General features: G+C 73.2%; 12 protein-coding genes and 1 pseudogene. 10 read left to right on the plus strand and 3 right to left on the minus strand.

The genetic code is table 11. The annotated features are described in order from the left end of the window. Positions 1-236: 236 nt before the first annotated feature. Together FZC61_RS23905 and FZC61_RS23910 are read left to right on the plus strand one after the other, a co-directional pair. Positions 237-533 (plus strand): annotated as a pseudogene (locus tag FZC61_RS23905) (PLP-dependent transferase); the annotation flags it as partial. 79 nt (positions 534-612) lie between these two features. After that, positions 613-1,299, plus strand: coding sequence for a PLP-dependent transferase (locus tag FZC61_RS23910; protein WP_211357140.1), 687 nt, complete (start codon positions 613-615; stop codon positions 1,297-1,299). Positions 1,300-1,309: 10 nt separating this feature from the next. Here the strand turns inward: FZC61_RS23910 and FZC61_RS06585 are convergent, their stop codons facing one another. Next, positions 1,310-2,770, minus strand: a complete 1,461-nt coding sequence (locus FZC61_RS06585; RefSeq protein ID WP_148613380.1) for an AAA-type ATPase lid domain-containing protein — start codon at positions 2,768-2,770, stop codon at positions 1,310-1,312. Between the two features lie 196 nt (positions 2,771-2,966). Between FZC61_RS06585 and FZC61_RS06590 the strand changes: the two genes are divergently transcribed. From FZC61_RS06590 to FZC61_RS06615, 6 genes are all read left to right on the plus strand, one after another. After that, positions 2,967-4,010, plus strand: coding sequence for an amidohydrolase family protein (locus FZC61_RS06590; protein WP_148613381.1), 1,044 nt, complete (start codon positions 2,967-2,969; stop codon positions 4,008-4,010). Next, complete coding sequence (locus FZC61_RS06595) at positions 4,010-4,816, plus strand: metal-sulfur cluster assembly factor (RefSeq protein ID WP_148613382.1); 807 nt, start codon at positions 4,010-4,012, stop codon at positions 4,814-4,816. Before FZC61_RS06590 ends, FZC61_RS06595 begins: the two co-directional genes overlap by 1 nt. Beyond that, positions 4,813-5,847, plus strand: coding sequence for an NAD(P)-dependent alcohol dehydrogenase (locus FZC61_RS06600; protein WP_246142573.1), 1,035 nt, complete (start codon positions 4,813-4,815; stop codon positions 5,845-5,847). The genes FZC61_RS06595 and FZC61_RS06600 overlap by 4 nt, the downstream gene beginning before the upstream one ends. Positions 5,848-5,898: 51 nt before the next feature. Next, positions 5,899-6,600: a DUF1097 family protein gene (locus tag FZC61_RS06605; RefSeq protein WP_148613383.1), complete on the plus strand. Its 702-nt coding sequence runs from the start codon at positions 5,899-5,901 to the stop codon at positions 6,598-6,600. A gap of 152 nt (positions 6,601-6,752) precedes the next feature. Further along, entirely contained in the window at positions 6,753-8,876 is a 2,124-nt protein-coding gene (locus FZC61_RS06610; protein ID WP_148613384.1) for a GAF domain-containing SpoIIE family protein phosphatase, read from the plus strand. 100 nt (positions 8,877-8,976) lie between these two features. Then, positions 8,977-10,035 carry an LLM class F420-dependent oxidoreductase gene (locus FZC61_RS06615; protein ID WP_148613385.1) on the plus strand — a complete coding sequence of 353 codons (1,059 nt, stop codon included), beginning with the start codon at positions 8,977-8,979 and terminating at the stop codon, positions 10,033-10,035. Between the two features lie 20 nt (positions 10,036-10,055). Here FZC61_RS06615 and FZC61_RS06620 read toward each other — a convergent pair whose 3' ends face one another. Continuing rightward, positions 10,056-11,690, minus strand: coding sequence for a hypothetical protein (locus FZC61_RS06620; RefSeq protein WP_148613386.1), 1,635 nt, complete (start codon positions 11,688-11,690; stop codon positions 10,056-10,058). Beyond that, on the minus strand, positions 11,687-13,144 hold the full coding sequence (locus FZC61_RS06625) for a DUF1254 domain-containing protein (RefSeq protein ID WP_148613387.1): 1,458 nt from the start codon (positions 13,142-13,144) through the stop codon (positions 11,687-11,689). The genes FZC61_RS06620 and FZC61_RS06625 overlap by 4 nt, the downstream gene beginning before the upstream one ends. 103 nt (positions 13,145-13,247) lie before the next feature. Here FZC61_RS06625 and FZC61_RS06630 point away from each other — a divergent pair, with 103 nt between their 5' ends. Together FZC61_RS06630 and FZC61_RS06635 are read left to right on the plus strand one after the other, a co-directional pair. After that, complete coding sequence (locus FZC61_RS06630; RefSeq protein WP_148613388.1) at positions 13,248-14,234, plus strand: ABC transporter ATP-binding protein; 987 nt, start codon at positions 13,248-13,250, stop codon at positions 14,232-14,234. Beyond that, positions 14,231-15,094 carry an ABC transporter permease gene (locus FZC61_RS06635; protein WP_148613389.1) on the plus strand — a complete coding sequence of 288 codons (864 nt, stop codon included), beginning with the start codon at positions 14,231-14,233 and terminating at the stop codon, positions 15,092-15,094. The genes FZC61_RS06630 and FZC61_RS06635 overlap by 4 nt, the downstream gene beginning before the upstream one ends. The last annotated feature ends 1 nt before the right edge of the window (position 15,095 follow it).

Below are 15,095 nucleotides of genomic sequence, written 5' to 3' on the forward strand. Positions count from 1 at the left end.
CACCTGCGCGCGCACCGGCGGCTGGTCGGCCCACATCCTGGAGCAAAAGCGCACCGGCCGCCTGATCCGCCCCTCCGCGGTCTACACCGGCCCCGCCTCCCGCAGCGCCGACGAGGTCGACGGCTGGGACCCCGCCTGGGCCGGGGAGCGGTGAGGTGACGGTGCACGACGACGCCACCCTGGTGGTCCACGGCTCGCCGGTGACCGCTCAGGGCGACCCGTTCCTGCCCGGTCCCGTGTTCGCGTCCACCTACCGGCACCTGGGTGACCCGGCGGTCGTCGAGCCGGGGCGCGCCGACCTCGGCTACGGCCGGTTCGGCAACCCGACCTGGTCGGCCTACGAGGCCGCACTCGCGGCCCTGGAGGGCGGGCCCGTCGTCGCCTTCGCCTCGGGCATGGCGGCCGCGGTCGCGGTCCTCGGGGCCACGCTGCGACCGGGTGACTGCCTGGTGCTGCCCCGCGACGGCTACTACACGATCCGGGCCCACGCCCTCGAGCACCTGGCACCCCTGGGTGTCGAGGTGCGGACGGCCGACTTCACCCGGCACGACCCTCCGTGCTCGCCGGGGCGCGCCTGGTCTGGTTGGAGTCGCCCACCTTCCGGGTCTGGACGTGCACGACCTGGCGTACTGGATCCGGGCGGCCCACGCCGCAGGTGCGTCCGTCGTCGTCGACAACACCACCGCGACCGCCCTGGCGCAGAAGCCCCTGGTGCTCGGCGCCGACTTCTCGCTCGGCAGCGACACCAAGGCGGTCGCCGGGCACGCCGACCTCCTCCTGGGCCACGTCGCGGCGCGCGACCCGCAGGACGCCGAGCTGCTGCGTGCCCAGCGGACCCGTACCGGTGCCGTCCCGGGGCCCATGGAGACGTGGTTGGCGCACCGGGGCCTGGCCACCCTGGACGTACGCCTCGAGCGCTCCAGCGCGACGGCGCTCGCCGTGGCCCTCGCGCTCGCCGAGCACCCCGCCGTGAGTGCCTGTCGCTACCCCGGGCTGCTCTCCGACCCCGGCCACGCGCTCGCCGCGTCGCAGCTTCGCTACTTCGGTCCCGTCCTGTCCTTCACGCTGGCCGGCCAGGACGCCGCCGAGCGGTGGCTCGGGGCGTTGCTGCTGGTCATCCCGGCCACGAGCTTCGGCGGCGTGCACAGCACCGCCGAACGACGGGCCCGGTGGGGAGGCGACGACATCGACCCCGGGTTCATCCGGCTCAGCGTCGGCATCGAGGCCACGGCCGATGTGGTGCACGACGTGCTCCACGCCCTCGAGTCCGTGGAGGCGCCCACCGGCGTCCGCCGATGACGCTCGCTGCTCAGGCCCGCGGGACGTGGATGTCGTAGTGGGCGATCTTGCGGTAGATCGTGGCCCGGCTCATGCCGAGCTCGTCGGCGGCCTCCTTCATGGAGGTGCCCGGCTGGGTGACGACCCGGATGATCTCGTCGCGCTCGAAGGCCTCGATGCGCGACAGGCGCCGGGTGGTGCCCGACAGCACCGACGGCGGCAGGTGGCGTACGTCGATCAGGTCGGTCCGCGTCGCCGCGCTGCGGACGACCTCGACCAGCTCGGCCACGTTGCCCGGCCAGGCGTGGTCGTGCAGCGCGCGCTCGGCGGCCGGGGTCAGGGCGACGTCGCGGCCGCGGACCCGGCGGGCGACCTGGTGGGCGATCGGCGTCACGTCGGCGGGGCGCTCGCGCAGCGACGGCACCTGCACGACGGTCTCGACCAGCGGCCGCAGGGCTGCGGGGATGTCCTCGAAGCGCTCGGCGGTCATCGAGATCGCGGCGTCGCCGGCGGCGAGCACCAGGTCGCGCAGCCGCTCGGCGGCCCAGGCGGGCAGAGCGTCGACGTCGCGCACCACCACGGCGGTGTGGCCCTTGGTGAGCTCGGGGGTCCACAGCGACAGCCAGGCCTCGGCGTCCTGCGGGGCCGGGGCGCGGGCAGCGAGGATGCGGTCGCGCGGGCGCAGGTGGCGCTCGGCCTGCGCGAGCAGGGTCGCCCGGCCGCAGCCGGGCTCGCCGACGGCGGCGACCACCCGGCCGGCCCGTAGCGCGACGAGCGCCTCCTGCAGGGTCTCGTTCCAGCGCGGGGACAGGTCGTCGAGGCTGCCGGCGCCGGGCTCGAGCCGGGGCGCCTCGACGCGGAAGACCTCGCCGCGCGGCGTCTGCCGGGGGCGGTGGCCCTGGGCGCGGGCGAGCATCAGCGACGCGGTGCTGCCGGCCGCCGACTGGGCCAGCGCCAGCAGCAGCTCGCTCGACGACGTCGACCAGGTCGTGAGGTTGACCGCGCCCTCGAGCCGGCCCGTGAGCGGGTCGAGCACCGGCGCGGCCGCGCAGGTGTAGGTGCACAGGCTCAGGGCGTAGTGCTGCTCGGCGCGCACCAGGCTGGGCGCGCGGTCGGCCAGCGCGAGACCCAGGCCGTTGGTGCCGGCCTCGCGCTCGGAGTAGGAGAAGCCGGGCGCCAGGTGGACCGCGTCGAGCGCACGCAGCAACGAGGTGTCGCCGCTCATCCGGTTGAGCACGAGGCCGTCGGCGTCGGTGAGCATCAGGCTGACCGGCTCGGAGGCCAGGGTGCGGTGCAGGTCGGCGAGCACCTCCTTGCCGCACTGGAAGAACAGCGACTCGTCGTCGAGGGTGCCGGTGAAGACCGGCTGGATCTCCTCCAGCGACACGCCGTAGTCCTCGCTGCGCTGCCAGGAGGCCAGCAGCCGGCTGGGGATCGCGGCGACCGGTGCGTCGTGGACCTGCGCGCGCTGGGGGAGGGGGTGCTCGTGCACGCCGACCTCCGATCCGCTCCTGCAACCTGTGATCCACGTTACATCCGGCGCGGACGGCCCCGGGTCGGTCGCCGTCTCAGATTGAGACGGCGCGGCGTCTCTGATTGAGACGCCGCAGCGGGTTGCGGGGGGCTGGAGCGGTCCTACGTTCGCCACGGCGAGTGACGCCCGTCACTCTCGGACGGAGGACCTGAGGATGTACACCAAGAACGGCGAGAGCTACTTCATCGTCGACGCCCACATCGCCCTGTGGGACGCGCGACCGGAGAACCAGCGCAACATCCACGGCAAGCAGTTCATCGACTGCTTCTACGACTACCACGCCAACCTGTCGCCCGAGTCGGAGAAGTGGACCTACGAGGAGTACCTCTACCAGGGCGGCACCCGCCTGATGAAGGACCTCTTCGAGGACGGCTACGTCGACCACGCGATCTTCCAGCCGGCCTACCTCGGCGAGTTCTACCACCGGGGCTTCGGGCAGACCGAGGAGGCGTCGGCGCTGGCCGCCGCGCACCCCGACAAGCTCACCTACAACCACTGCTTCGACCCCCGCAACGGCGAGCAGGGCCTCGAGCAGCTGCACGCCGACGCCGAGCGGTTCAACCTCAAGGGCGTCAAGCTCTACACCGCCGAGTGGCACGGCGACTCGCGCGGCTACAAGCTCACCGACCCGTGGGCGATGCGCTACCTCGAGGCGTGCCGCGACCTCGGCATCCGCAACATCCACATCCACAAGGGCCCCACGATCCGCCCCCTGGACCGCGACGCCTTCGACGTCGCCGACATCGACCACGTGGCCACCGACTTCACCGACCTCAACTTCGTGGTCGAGCACTGCGGCCTGCCGCGGCTCGAGGACTTCTGCTGGATCGCCACCCAGGAGCCCAACGTGCACGGCGGACTCGCGGTCGCGATGCCGTTCATCCACACCCGTCCGCGCTACTTCGCCCAGATCATGGGCGAGCTCCTCTACTGGATCGGCGAGGACCGCATCCAGTTCGCCTCCGACTACGCCCTGTGGACGCCGCGCTGGCTGGTCGAGGCGTTCGTCGACTTCCAGATCCCCGAGGACATGACCGAGTACGGCCCGATCACCACCGACCAGAAGAAGAAGATCCTCGGTCTCAACGCGGCCAAGATGTACGACATCGCCGTGCCGGCCCACCTGCAGCTGCCGAACGCCGACGAGACCGCCACCGGGCCCCGCGAGCCCGAGCGGGCCGACCTGGCCCACGTGTGATGACGGCGACCGCCCTGGGGGCCCCGGCCCTCACCGAGGACGCCGTACGCCGGGCGCTCGACGTCGTGATCGACCCCGAGCTCGACGAGCCGATCACCGACCTCGGGTTCGTCCGGTCAGTGCGGGTCGACGACGGCCTCGTCGAGGTGCACCTGCGCCTGCCCACGTCGTTCTGCGCGCCCAACTTCGCCTACCTGATGGCCTCCGACGCCAAGGATGCGATCACTGCTCTCGCAGGCGTCACCCACGTCGTCGTGGAGCTCGACGACCACCACGACTCCGAGATCATCAACCGGGGCCTGGCCGCCGACGCCGGCTACGTCGGGACCTTCCGCCACGAGGCCGACCAGGACCTCGACGAGCTGCGCGCGACGTTCCAGCGCAAGGCCCACACGGCGGCCATGGAGCGGGTGCTCACCGCCCTGCTCCGGGCCCGGCCCGACCTGCCCGAGTCCGAGGTCGGCACGGTCGTCCTCGCCGACCTGCCCGACGACGAGCACACCGCGTCGCTGCTGCGGCGGCGTACGGCGATCGGGCTGGGCAACCACCCGCAGGCGCCGGTCCTCGTCGACGCGCACGGCGTGACCTACCCGCCCGACCAGGTGCCGATGGCGCTGCGCCGGGCGCGGTCGACGCGCATCTCGATCGACGGCAACGCCCACTTCTGCCGCGGCCTGCTGCAGACGCGCTACCCCGGCTCGGAGCAGGACCAGGCCCCTCGGGCCGACGCGGCGTTCTTCAGCCCCGAGTCCCTCTTCACCCCGCCGTCGGACACACCCGCACCCCACACCCAGGAGATCGCATGAGCACGATGAGGGCCGTCCAGGTCGTCGGCTACCACCAGGACCTGCAGATGACCGAGGTCGCCGTCCCCGAACCAACCGGGCCGTTCGACGTCATCGTCAAGATCGGCGGCGCCGGCGTGTGCCGCACCGACCTGCACATCCTCGAGGGGCAGTGGGCCGAGAAGTCGCAGGTCGCGCTGCCCTACACGATCGGCCACGAGAACGCCGGCTGGGTGCACGCCGTCGGCGCCGCGGTCACCAACGTCGCCGAGGGTGACAAGGTGATCGTGCACCCGCTGATCACCTGCGGCCTGTGCCGCGCGTGCCGCTCGGGCGACGACGTGCACTGCGAGAGCAACCAGTTCCCGGGCATCGACACCCACGGCGGGTACGCCGAGTACCTCAAGACCTCGGCCCGCTCCGTGGTCAGGCTCGACGACAGCCTCGAGCCCGCCGACGTCGCGGCCCTGGCCGACGCCGGCCTCACGGCGTACCACGCGGTGGCCAAGGCGGCGCGTCGGCTGACCCCGCGCGACCGGTGCGTCGTCATCGGCGCCGGCGGCCTGGGCCACATCGGCATCCAGGTGCTCAAGGCGCTCAGCCCCGCCGAGATCATCGTGGTCGACCGCAACCCCGACGCCACCAAGCTCGCCCTGAGCATCGGCGCCGACCACGGCGTGGTCGCCGAGGGCAAGCAGGTCGAGGAGGTCCTCGACCTCACCGGCGGCCTCGGGGCCGAGGTGGTCCTCGACTTCGTCGGCGAGGGCGGCTCCACCGCCCAGGGGCTCGCGATGACCCGGCAGGCCGGCGACTACCACGTCGTCGGCTACGGCGAGGACGTCGTCGTGCCCACGATCGACCTGATCTCGTCGGAGAAGAACGTGATCGGCAACCTCGTCGGGTCCTACAACGACCTGTGCGACCTGATGGCCCTCGCCGCGCGCGGCGCCGTCACCCTGCACACCGCGCAGTACCGCCTCGACGACTTCCAGTCAGCCATCGACGACCTCGACGCCGGCCGGGTCCGGGGTCGGGCGATCCTCGTGCCCTGACGGTCCACGCCCCACCCACCCCGCAGACACCCAGCAGAGAAGAGAACCGTCATGCTCGACCGTCTCAAGTCAACCGTCCCGCTGGCCCTCGTCATCGGCGTCCTCGCCGTCGCGTGGACCGACGTCGCGCTCAACTTCACCTTCCACTGGGTCACCGACGGTGACCTCGGCAACGGCCTGGCCCTGCCCAGCAACTTCCACCTCGTGGTCCCGGCGGCCTTCGTGGCGTGGGGGTTCTTCTTCGCGGCCGGGGCCGACATGGCCGCGTTCGTCAAGGTCGCCATCGCCTCCGTCGTCGGCGGCCTCGCTGCGCTCGGCGCGATGGCGGCGTCCTCGGCCACCGCGGACCTCCCCGACTTCTGGGCGATCGCGCTCTTCGTCGGGGTCTTCGCCGTCGTGCTGGTCCTGATGAGTGCCCTGGGGGACTGGCACTACGTGCCGGCGGCCTTCGGGGCGTTCGCGTCGGTCTTCTTCTGGTGGACCGCGACCGGCCTGGACTACTGGGCCCCCGACGGCGGTGGCATCGGCAACAGCCTGACCAGCCTCGCCGACCCGACCACCGCAGGCGCCGGTGCCTTCGGCGGCGTCATCTCCACGCCGTACGGCTTCGTGTGGCTCAACATCACCGTCAGCCTGCTGTGCGGCTGTGTGCTCGGCCTGCTGTCGGTCAAGCTGACCGCACTCGTCACGCCCTCGTCCGGGGAGACCCAGCCGGAGCCCGCGACGACGACCACCCACGTCACCGCCGCCTGAGGTGCGCACGGGGCCCACCTGACCCAGGCCGGCCCTGCCGATTACCTGTGTCGTCGGGGACGAGCCGCCCTATCATTCTCGACGACGGGGCACCTCACGTCCCGCCACCGGCCGCCGCACGAGCGGCGGTCCTCACGAGCGGGGGCGGCACCGTGTGGAGCGCACCGAGCGGCGCGGTCGAGCGCCACTGGTGGTGGACGGGCGTCGTCGTCCTCGCGGTGCTCGTCGTCGCCGAGCTGACGATCGACCGGCAGATCAACGGGGTCTACGCCGGTGCTGCCGTGGTCGCAGGCATGCGGGCCAGCTGGCGCCAGACGGCGGGGGTCGCGGCGCTCGCCACGGTGACGTCGGTCGCCTCGGGGGTGTGGAACGACAACCTCGGCTCCCCGGAGTGGGCGGCGCGGCTCGCGGTGTGCGTGCTGCTGTGCGGCGTCGCGGTGGCGGCCGCCGCGGCCAACGGTCATCGGCGCGCGCAGCTGATCCGCATCACCACCGTGGCCCAGCGGGTCCTGGACGCCCTGGCCCTCGAGCTCACCGGCGCGCGCACGGTCAAGGACGTCGCCGAGGGCTTCGTCGGGCACACGGCCGACACCCTGGGCGCCACCTCGGCCATGTACCTCTCCCTCGACGCAGACGGGGTCCTGCGATCGGTGACGTGGCACGGTCGGGCCGGCTCGGGCGCCGACCGCTTCCAGGAGGTCCCGTTGACCAGCGACCTGCCCGGGGCGGTCGCTGCTCGCGAGCGCGTCGACCTCCACTACCACTCGCGCTCCGAGATCGTCGCGGCCTTCCCCGACCTGGCCGGCTACTACCCGGCCGACCGCAGCCTGCACGTGCTGCCCCTGCACCGGGGCGGCCAGGTCCTCGGGGTGCTCGCCCTGACCTTCCCGGTCGGACTCGTCACCCGCGCCGAGGAGGGCTTCCTCCACTCGGTCGCCACCGCCCTGACCAGTGCCGTGGTCCGCGCCCGTGAGCTGCAGGCCAGCGACGCGGCCACCCAGCGCACGGCCCTGCTGGCCGAGGCGTCGCTGACGCTGTCGCGCAGCCTGAGCACGGCCGACACCGTTGCCGAGGTGGGACGGCTCCTCGTCCCGCGGTTCGCGGACTGGTGCATGGTGCAGCTGCTGCGCGAGGGCCGGCTCGAGACGGTGACCATCCGGCACCGTGACGACGCGACGACGCGGCGGGCCAACGAGCTGCGCGACGCCTTCCCCACCGACATGGACCTGACCAGCTGGGCTCCCCACGTGGTGCGGACCGGGCGCAGCGAGATCTACCCCTTCGTCCCGGCCGACCTGGTCGACGCCGCAGCCGTCGACGACGAGCACCGCGCGCTGCTGCGGCGCCTCGGCGTCGCCAGCGCCGTGGTCGCGCCCCTGAGCGACCGTCAGGGCGTCGTGGGCGCGGTGACCCTGATCCACGCCGAGTCAGGGCGCAGCTACACCGACGAGGACGTCGTGTTCGTCGAGGAGATCGCCAGCCGGGTCGGGGTCGCGCTGGGGACCGCCGCGGCCTTCGAGCAGCAGTCCGCGCGTCTCGCCGGCGTCACCCGCATCGCGGAGGCGTCGCAACGAGCCATCCTCGCCACGCCTCCCGAGCGCGTGGGGCCCTTCGCGATCGCGGCGCGCTATCACTCGGCGACGGTCGAGGCCCAGGTCGGGGGCGACCTCTACGAGGTGGTCACCACCCCGACCACGGTGCGTCTGCTCGTGGGCGACGTGCGGGGCAAGGGGCTGGCCGCCGTACGCACGGCCACCGTCGTCCTCGGCGCGTTCCGGGCCGCGGCCGCCGGCGTCGACGACCCGGCCGAGCTCGCGCGCGAGGTCGACGTGAGGCTCCTGCCCTACCTGCACGACGACGAGGAGTTCGTGACCGGCGTGTTCGTCGACGTCGCCCACGACGGCCGCTACTGCATCGTGTCGTGCGGCAACCCCGCCCCGGTCCTGCTCGGCCCCGGTGGCCGGGTGGAGACGCTCGAGCTGTCCCACGCGCCGCCGCTCGGCTTCGGGCTCGGGGTCCTGCCCGTGGTCAGGACGGGGCGGCTCGAGCCCGGGCAGCGGCTGCTGCTGCACACCGACGGCCTGATCGAGGCGCGTACCTCGGCGGGTGCCTTCATCGACCCCCACGACCTCCTCCCGGCCGTGGCCGGCGCACCGCTGGCGACCGCGCTGGACGACCTGCTCTCGGCGCTGACGGCCGCCGCCGGGCACCGGCTCGACGACGACCTCGCCCTGCTGCTGCTCAGCTACGAGCCCGGGTCGCCCGACGCTCCCTAGTCCTGTGCGACCCAGGCACGGACCCGGGCGCGGACCTGGTCGCAGCGGGCCTCTCGTACGCTGCGAGGACCGACCAGCCCCAGGACGAAGGAACCCGTACATGAAGCTCGGCATGATCCTCGACTACGCAGGCGGCTTCGAGGCCACCGTGGAGCAGCTCGTCGACTACGAAAAGTCCGGGCTCGAGCTGGTCGCGGTCGCCGAGGCCTACTCGTTCGACGCGGTCAGCCAGCTCGGCTACATCGCGGCCCGCACCCGCGAGGTCGAGATCATGTCGGGCATCCTGCAGATCTACTCGCGCACCCCCGCGCTGCTCGCCATGACCGCCGCGGGCCTCGACTTCGTGTCCGACGGCCGGTTCACGCTCGGCCTGGGCGCGTCGGGCCCGCAGGTCGTCGAGGGCTTCCACGGCGTCCCGTACGACGCCCCGCTGGGTCGCACCCGCGAGGTGGTCGAGATCTGCCGCCAGGTGTGGCGGCGCGAGCCGCTCGTGCACGACGGCAAGCACTACCAGGTGCCGCTGCCCGCCGACCGGGGCACGGGCCTGGGCAAGCCGCTCAAGCTCATCAACCACCCGCTGCGCGAGCGGATCCCGATCTCGGTCGCCGCGCTGGGCCACAAGAACGTCGCCCTCGTGGCCGAGATCGCCGAGGGCTGGCAGCCGCTGTTCTTCCACCCCGGCCGCGCCCAGGAGGCCTGGGGCGAGTCGCTCCAGGCGGGGCTGGCCAAGCGTGACCCGGCACTGGGCACCCTCGACATCCAGCTGCAGATCAGCTTCGCCCTCGGCGAGCCCGACCCGGCCGCGATCGCCTCGGTGCGCAACCAGCTCGCGCTCTACATCGGCGGCATGGGTGCGCGTGGCAAGAACTTCTACAACGAGCTCGCCTGCCGCTACGGCTACGAGAGCGAGGCCGCCGAGATCCAGGACCTCTACCTCGACGGCCGCAAGGCCGACGCCGCCGCGGCCGTGCCCGACGACCTGGTCAGCGCGGTGTCGCTGATCGGCACCGAGGACGACGTCACCCGCCAGCTCGAGGCGCTCGCCGCCGCCGGGGTCACCACGCTGCTGCTCAACCCGGTCGCCGAGACGCCCGAGGCGCGGGTGCGCGACGTCGCCCGCCTGGCCGAGCTGCGCGACGCGGTGGTCGCCGGGTCCTGACCCCGGCTGTACCGGACCGGTCAGCGCAGCCGCGGGCCGGGTCGGTCCGGCCCGCGGTAGACGTCGATGCCGCCGCTGGTGCCCTGCCAGACGTCGCCGTCGGGGCCGACCTCGGTGGCGGCGTAGAAGGAGTTGCCGGCCGGGGTCGGGCCCGAGACCTCGTGCAGCACGACCCGGCCGGTGCGCAGGCTGACGCCCTCGAGCCCCCAGACCCCGCGTCGCTGGCCCTGGCCGTAGATCAGGCCGGACTCGGTGCTGAGGGTGGGGATCGCGTTGGGGATCGACACCGTCTCGTTGACCCAGGTGACCGAACAGGTGCGGGTGCGGGGGTGCCAGTCGATGCGCTCCATGCCGTGCGGCGCCTGCCGGGGATCGCCGCCCAGCTCGGCGGCCACCAGCGGCCGGATCCGCGCCGGCACGAGGTCGAGCACGCTCTCGTCGCGCAGACTGTTGTTGACGATGACGCTGGAGTAGCCGCTGGTCAGCACCGACTGCTCGGAGATGGTGCGGGTCGCCGACGGGTCGCCGAAGGTCACCGGCACCTCGCAGGCGATCCGCCGGCTCTTGCCGGGCGCGACCGGCTTCCAGTCCGCGGGGATCTCGTCGCGCCACATGAGGACCAGGTTCATCAGCGGACCACCGTCGGTGATCACCACGAAGCGGTCGCGGTCGGCGCTGGTGCCCATGACGTCCGGGGTCGAGCCCGACCCGGCGCCGAGCCGTACGCCGCTGGGCGGGGGGCCGACGTTGTAGCCCGCGCTCCACCTCAGCGACAGCCGCTTCCCGTTCCACTGGACGCGGTTCATCCGCTTGGAGCTGACGACGTAGATGCCACCGCCCTCGTCGGTGGAGATGGAGTTGGAGACAACCTGGACCCGCCCGTCGGGCTGGTCGCACCGGCCGGCGTTGAGGTTGAGGGTGCGCAGGTGCTCGCGATCGAAGCGGCCCAGCCGTCGGGGCACGACGCCGACCACGCCGCGCTCGGTGGCGAAGGCGACGTGGCCGTCGTAGGTCATGGTGATCCCGACGAGCCGGTCGTCGCTGCCGCACAGCGCCCGGGCGGGCAGCCGGAGCCGGGCCAGGCGTGCGATCGGCGAGGTCCGGCGGCCGACCTGCGCGTCGCCGTAGACCTCGATCGCGTCGGCCAGGCCGACGAAGAGGTGGTCGTCGCGGTCGAGGAGGTTGTAGGCGCCCGAGATGCTGAAGCTCGACTGCGAGGTGGGCACCGGCAGCACCGAGTCGATGACGTCGCCCGTGCGGGTGTCGACCTTGTGGATCGCCGACGGCGTCACCGTCGACATCCACGCCACCCGCCGTCCGTCGCGGTAGGGGGAGGAGAAGGCGACCGAGATGGGCGTCGCGGACGGCGAGCCCGGGAGGGCGACCCGGTCACGGGTCACGGCGTCTCCGCGGTGGGGCGCCGGGTAGGGCGACGAGCCCGACGCGTAGGAGTTGCGGTGGCTGCCGCCCCAGCCCGACTCGGCGACGTGGGGATTGCACGGGGGCTCGTGCCGGCCGACCGGCGTACGGCAGGTGGGGGCCTCGGCGCGTGGCGCGGCGGTCGGTGCGGGGGTGGCCGCGGCGGGCCCGCTGGCGAGGACTGCGCCCACGAGGCCGAGGACGGCGAGGTGCCGGCGGGTGGGTAACGGGATCATCGGGACACTCCCAGGTCCTGGACGGGGGGTGGCGTCCACCGTCGGGTGAGCACTGCCCTGCGGGGGCCGTAGAGCCTCAGGTTGAGCCGGAACTGGCCGGAGGGCGCGGGCAGCCAGTTGACGCGCGTGCCGGTGGGCTCGGTGCGCTGCACGGCGATGACGACGGAGCCGTCGCGCCGGCGTACGAGGGGCGGGTGGCTCGGGCCGACGGAGTAGCGGTCGTCCGCGTTGGGCACGAGGTAGCCGTCGGCGTCGTACATCGTGAGGGACCAGAAGTAGCGCACCGGGGGCAGCTCGCCGGGTGCGAAGGTGAGCCGGTAGCGGTGGGTGCCGGTGTAGAGGACGCCGTGGCCGTCGGTGACGCCGACGGGGTACGTCGCCTCGGCCCGCGTGTTGGCGCCGAGGCCGGCGGCGGCGATCTGGGCGCGGAACCGGTAGTCGGTGCCGTAGTCGCCGATGTCGTCGGGCGGGTCGTACCAGCCGTCGTGGCGCACGGCCGTGGCCAGCGCGTCGCCCTTGGTCGCGGTGAGCAGGGTCGCGGCCCCGGCCTCGATCCCGGCGTAGAGCGACCGCAGGGTGAGCGGGTCGAGACCGGCCCGCTCCGGTGACAGCCCGGGCCCGATGCCGTAGGGGCGCAGGCGCTCCAGGAGCGGCCGGTCGCGGCGCGGGGGCGGGTTGTGGGCGAGCGCCGCGTTGAGCCGGCGCACGAAGGCCGGGCCGGTGGTGGGCGTGGGGTGCTCCTCCGGTGCGCCGGGTCGGCAGCCGTCGGGGAAGCGACGCCGGGTGCCGTCGGGCAGCGTGAGGGAGTAGCGCTTCATCAGCGTGTAGGCGCGGCGCTGGTCGGCGCGGTCGGTGGCGAGGGTCCGCCCGATCACCCAGACCCTCCGGTAGGCCGAGGTCACGACCCGCGTGACCCCCCGGTCGCGCGCCGCGCTGCGGGGGCCGGGGTTCCCGCTCCACCGGACCTGGATGGCGCCGGCCCGCCCGCCGTCCTCGCGCGTGCCGGGGGTCGCGATGACGTTGGTGAAGGGGTCGAGCATCGCGAAGCTGTAGTAGCGCCGGCCCATGTCGGGATGGCGCAGGACGACCGGGCCCCGGCCCAGGTCGAGCTGGGCGATCGAGTAGAGCGTGTCGGTGTTGACCGCCACGACGTCGCGGAACGAGGCGTCGGCGAACCGGCGCGCGTGGGAGAAGGAGTTGACGGGCGCGTTGCCGACGGCGTCGGGGCAGCGCACGCTGGTCTCCTCGCGGCGCACCCGGAGGAACTCGAGCAGCGGGAAGCCGTAGTCGTAGGCCTGCTGGCCCAGGACCAGGGCCGTCGCCGGGTCGGGCGGGACCGCGGCCGTGACCGCCACCGGGACCGAGGCCGGGACCGAGGCCGGGGCGGGTGAGGTGGTCGCGGCCAGGAACGGGGCCACGAGCGCGAGCGCCACCGCGACGGACCTGCGTCGCATCGCGACCTCCCCCTGGGACGAGTGCTGGACCGGCGTCATCCTAGGCACCAGCGCGGGGACGCGTTCAGGTTGCGCGCAGGTTGGCGTCGTTACCGTCCCCGAGGTGACTGACGTGCTGGCCGTCGAGGCGACCGATGTGAGCAAGACGTTCGGGACGGTACGGGCCGTCGACGACATCACCGTGCGCGTGGCCCAGGGGGAGGTGTACGGCGTCCTGGGGCCCAACGGTGCCGGCAAGACGACATTCCTGCGGATGCTGTTCGGCCTGATCCGTCCTGACCACGGCACGATCCGGGTCTTCGGACGCACCTGGGAGCACGACGACGTCGCCGTCCTCGACGGCGTCGCCGGGTTCATCGAGAGCCCGAAGTTCTACCCCTACCTGACCGGGCGGCAGAACCTCGAGGGCCTCGTGCTGCTCGACGGTGGGGTCCGGCCCGGGCTGCTCGAGGAGGTCATCGAGCTCGTCGACCTCGGTGACCGGGTCGACCTCGAGGTCGGCGGCTACTCCTACGGCATGCGGCAGCGGCTCGGCGTCGCGGCCAGCCTGCTGCGCGAGCCCCGGCTGCTGGTGCTCGACGAGCCGGCCAACGGCCTCGACCCTGCCGGGATCCGCGACATGCGGGCGCTGGTCAAGCGCCTGGCCGCCAGCGGCCTCACCGTGCTGCTGAGCTCGCACCACATGGACGAGGTCGAGGAGATCTGCGACAACGTCACGATCATGACGCGCGGCCGGGTCGCCTTCCACGGCTCGATCACCGACCTGCGCGCGATGGCCCCGGCGCCGGGCTACGATCTGCGCACCGACGCCGACGACCGTGCCCTGCTGGTCGCCGCCGACCACCCACGCGTGCAGGTCGACCTGCGCGACGACCTGGGTCTCGTGGTCACCGCCACCGAGACCGACGCGGCGGCGTACGTCGCCGACCTGTGCGCGCGCGGCATCGCGCTGCGGGCCCTCGTGCCGACCCGCACCCCGCTGGAGGCGCTGTTCTTCATGCTCACCGACGAGCCCGAAACCGACGACCGGGCCCACCCGGACGGTGGCGCCGCCGGCCGGCCCGCCGGGGCCACGACGGGGGCCCGATGAGCACCACGACCCCCACGGTAGCCGTGACGACCCCACCCGCCGTCCGTCCCGGCCTGGGCGGGGTGGTGCGGTGGGAGACCCGCAAGCTGCGCCACCAGAAGCGCGCCTGGGCGGTCCTGCTCGGCGCCCTGCTCGGCCCCGTCCCGGTCGTGATGGTCATCGGCGCGCAGTCGCGCCCGCCCAAGGACTCGCTCTTCGGGAGGTTCGCCACCGAGAACGGCTTCGCGCTCGCGCTGCTGGTGCTCGGCTTCGCCTCACAGTGGGTGCTGCCGCTGCTGACCGCGATTGTCGCCGGCGACATCTTCGCCAGCGAGGACCAGCACGGCACGTGGAAGACGGTGCTCACCCGCTCGACCGGCCGCGGCCTGCTGTTCTGGGCCAAGACCCTGGTCGCGGGCGCGTTCGCCGTGCTGGTGCTGGTGGTCCTGGCCGCCTCCACCATCGCCGCCGCCCTGCTGATCGTGGGCCACCAGCCCGTCATCGGCCTCTCGGGTCAGACCGTGCCCAGCGCGTCGGCGCTCGCGCTCGTCTCGGCGAGCTGGGCCACGGTCCTGGCGCCGACGCTGGGTTTCACCGCCCTGGCGATCCTGCTGTCGGTCTGGTCGCGCAACCCCGCCGTCGGCATCGCCGCGCCGGTGGTCGTCGCCATGGTGATGCAGCTGGTCGGCTCGCTCGGCGGCATCGAGGGCCTGCGACCGTTCCTGCTGACCACGTCGTTCGAGTCGTGGCACGGGCTGCTGACGGCGCCGCGCTTCACCGGACCCCTCGTCGAGGGAGTCGTCGTGTGCGGGGTGTGGGTCGTCGTCTCGCTCACCGTCGCGTACGTCCTGCTCCGCCGTCGCGACATCACCGGAGGCTGAC

Source organism: Nocardioides rubriscoriae (assembly GCF_008087085.1).
GTDB lineage: Bacteria > Actinomycetota > Actinomycetes > Propionibacteriales > Nocardioidaceae > Nocardioides > Nocardioides rubriscoriae.

What these genes read in the sequence shown, in the direction of transcription:
- FZC61_RS06590 (WP_148613381.1), top strand. Translation starts at nt 2,967, where the DNA reads ATGTACACCAAGAACGGCGAGAGCTACTTCATCGTCGACGCCCACATC.
- FZC61_RS06595 (WP_148613382.1), top strand. Translation starts at nt 4,010, where the DNA reads ATGACGGCGACCGCCCTGGGGGCCCCGGCCCTCACCGAGGACGCCGTA.
- FZC61_RS06600 (WP_246142573.1), top strand. Translation starts at nt 4,813, where the DNA reads ATGAGCACGATGAGGGCCGTCCAGGTCGTCGGCTACCACCAGGACCTG.
- FZC61_RS06605 (WP_148613383.1), top strand. Translation starts at nt 5,899, where the DNA reads ATGCTCGACCGTCTCAAGTCAACCGTCCCGCTGGCCCTCGTCATCGGC.
- FZC61_RS06615 (WP_148613385.1), top strand. Translation starts at nt 8,977, where the DNA reads ATGAAGCTCGGCATGATCCTCGACTACGCAGGCGGCTTCGAGGCCACC.
- FZC61_RS06620 (WP_148613386.1), bottom strand. Translation starts at nt 11,690, where the DNA reads ATGATCCCGTTACCCACCCGCCGGCACCTCGCCGTCCTCGGCCTCGTG.
- FZC61_RS06625 (WP_148613387.1), bottom strand. Translation starts at nt 13,144, where the DNA reads ATGCGACGCAGGTCCGTCGCGGTGGCGCTCGCGCTCGTGGCCCCGTTC.
- FZC61_RS06635 (WP_148613389.1), top strand. Translation starts at nt 14,231, where the DNA reads ATGAGCACCACGACCCCCACGGTAGCCGTGACGACCCCACCCGCCGTC.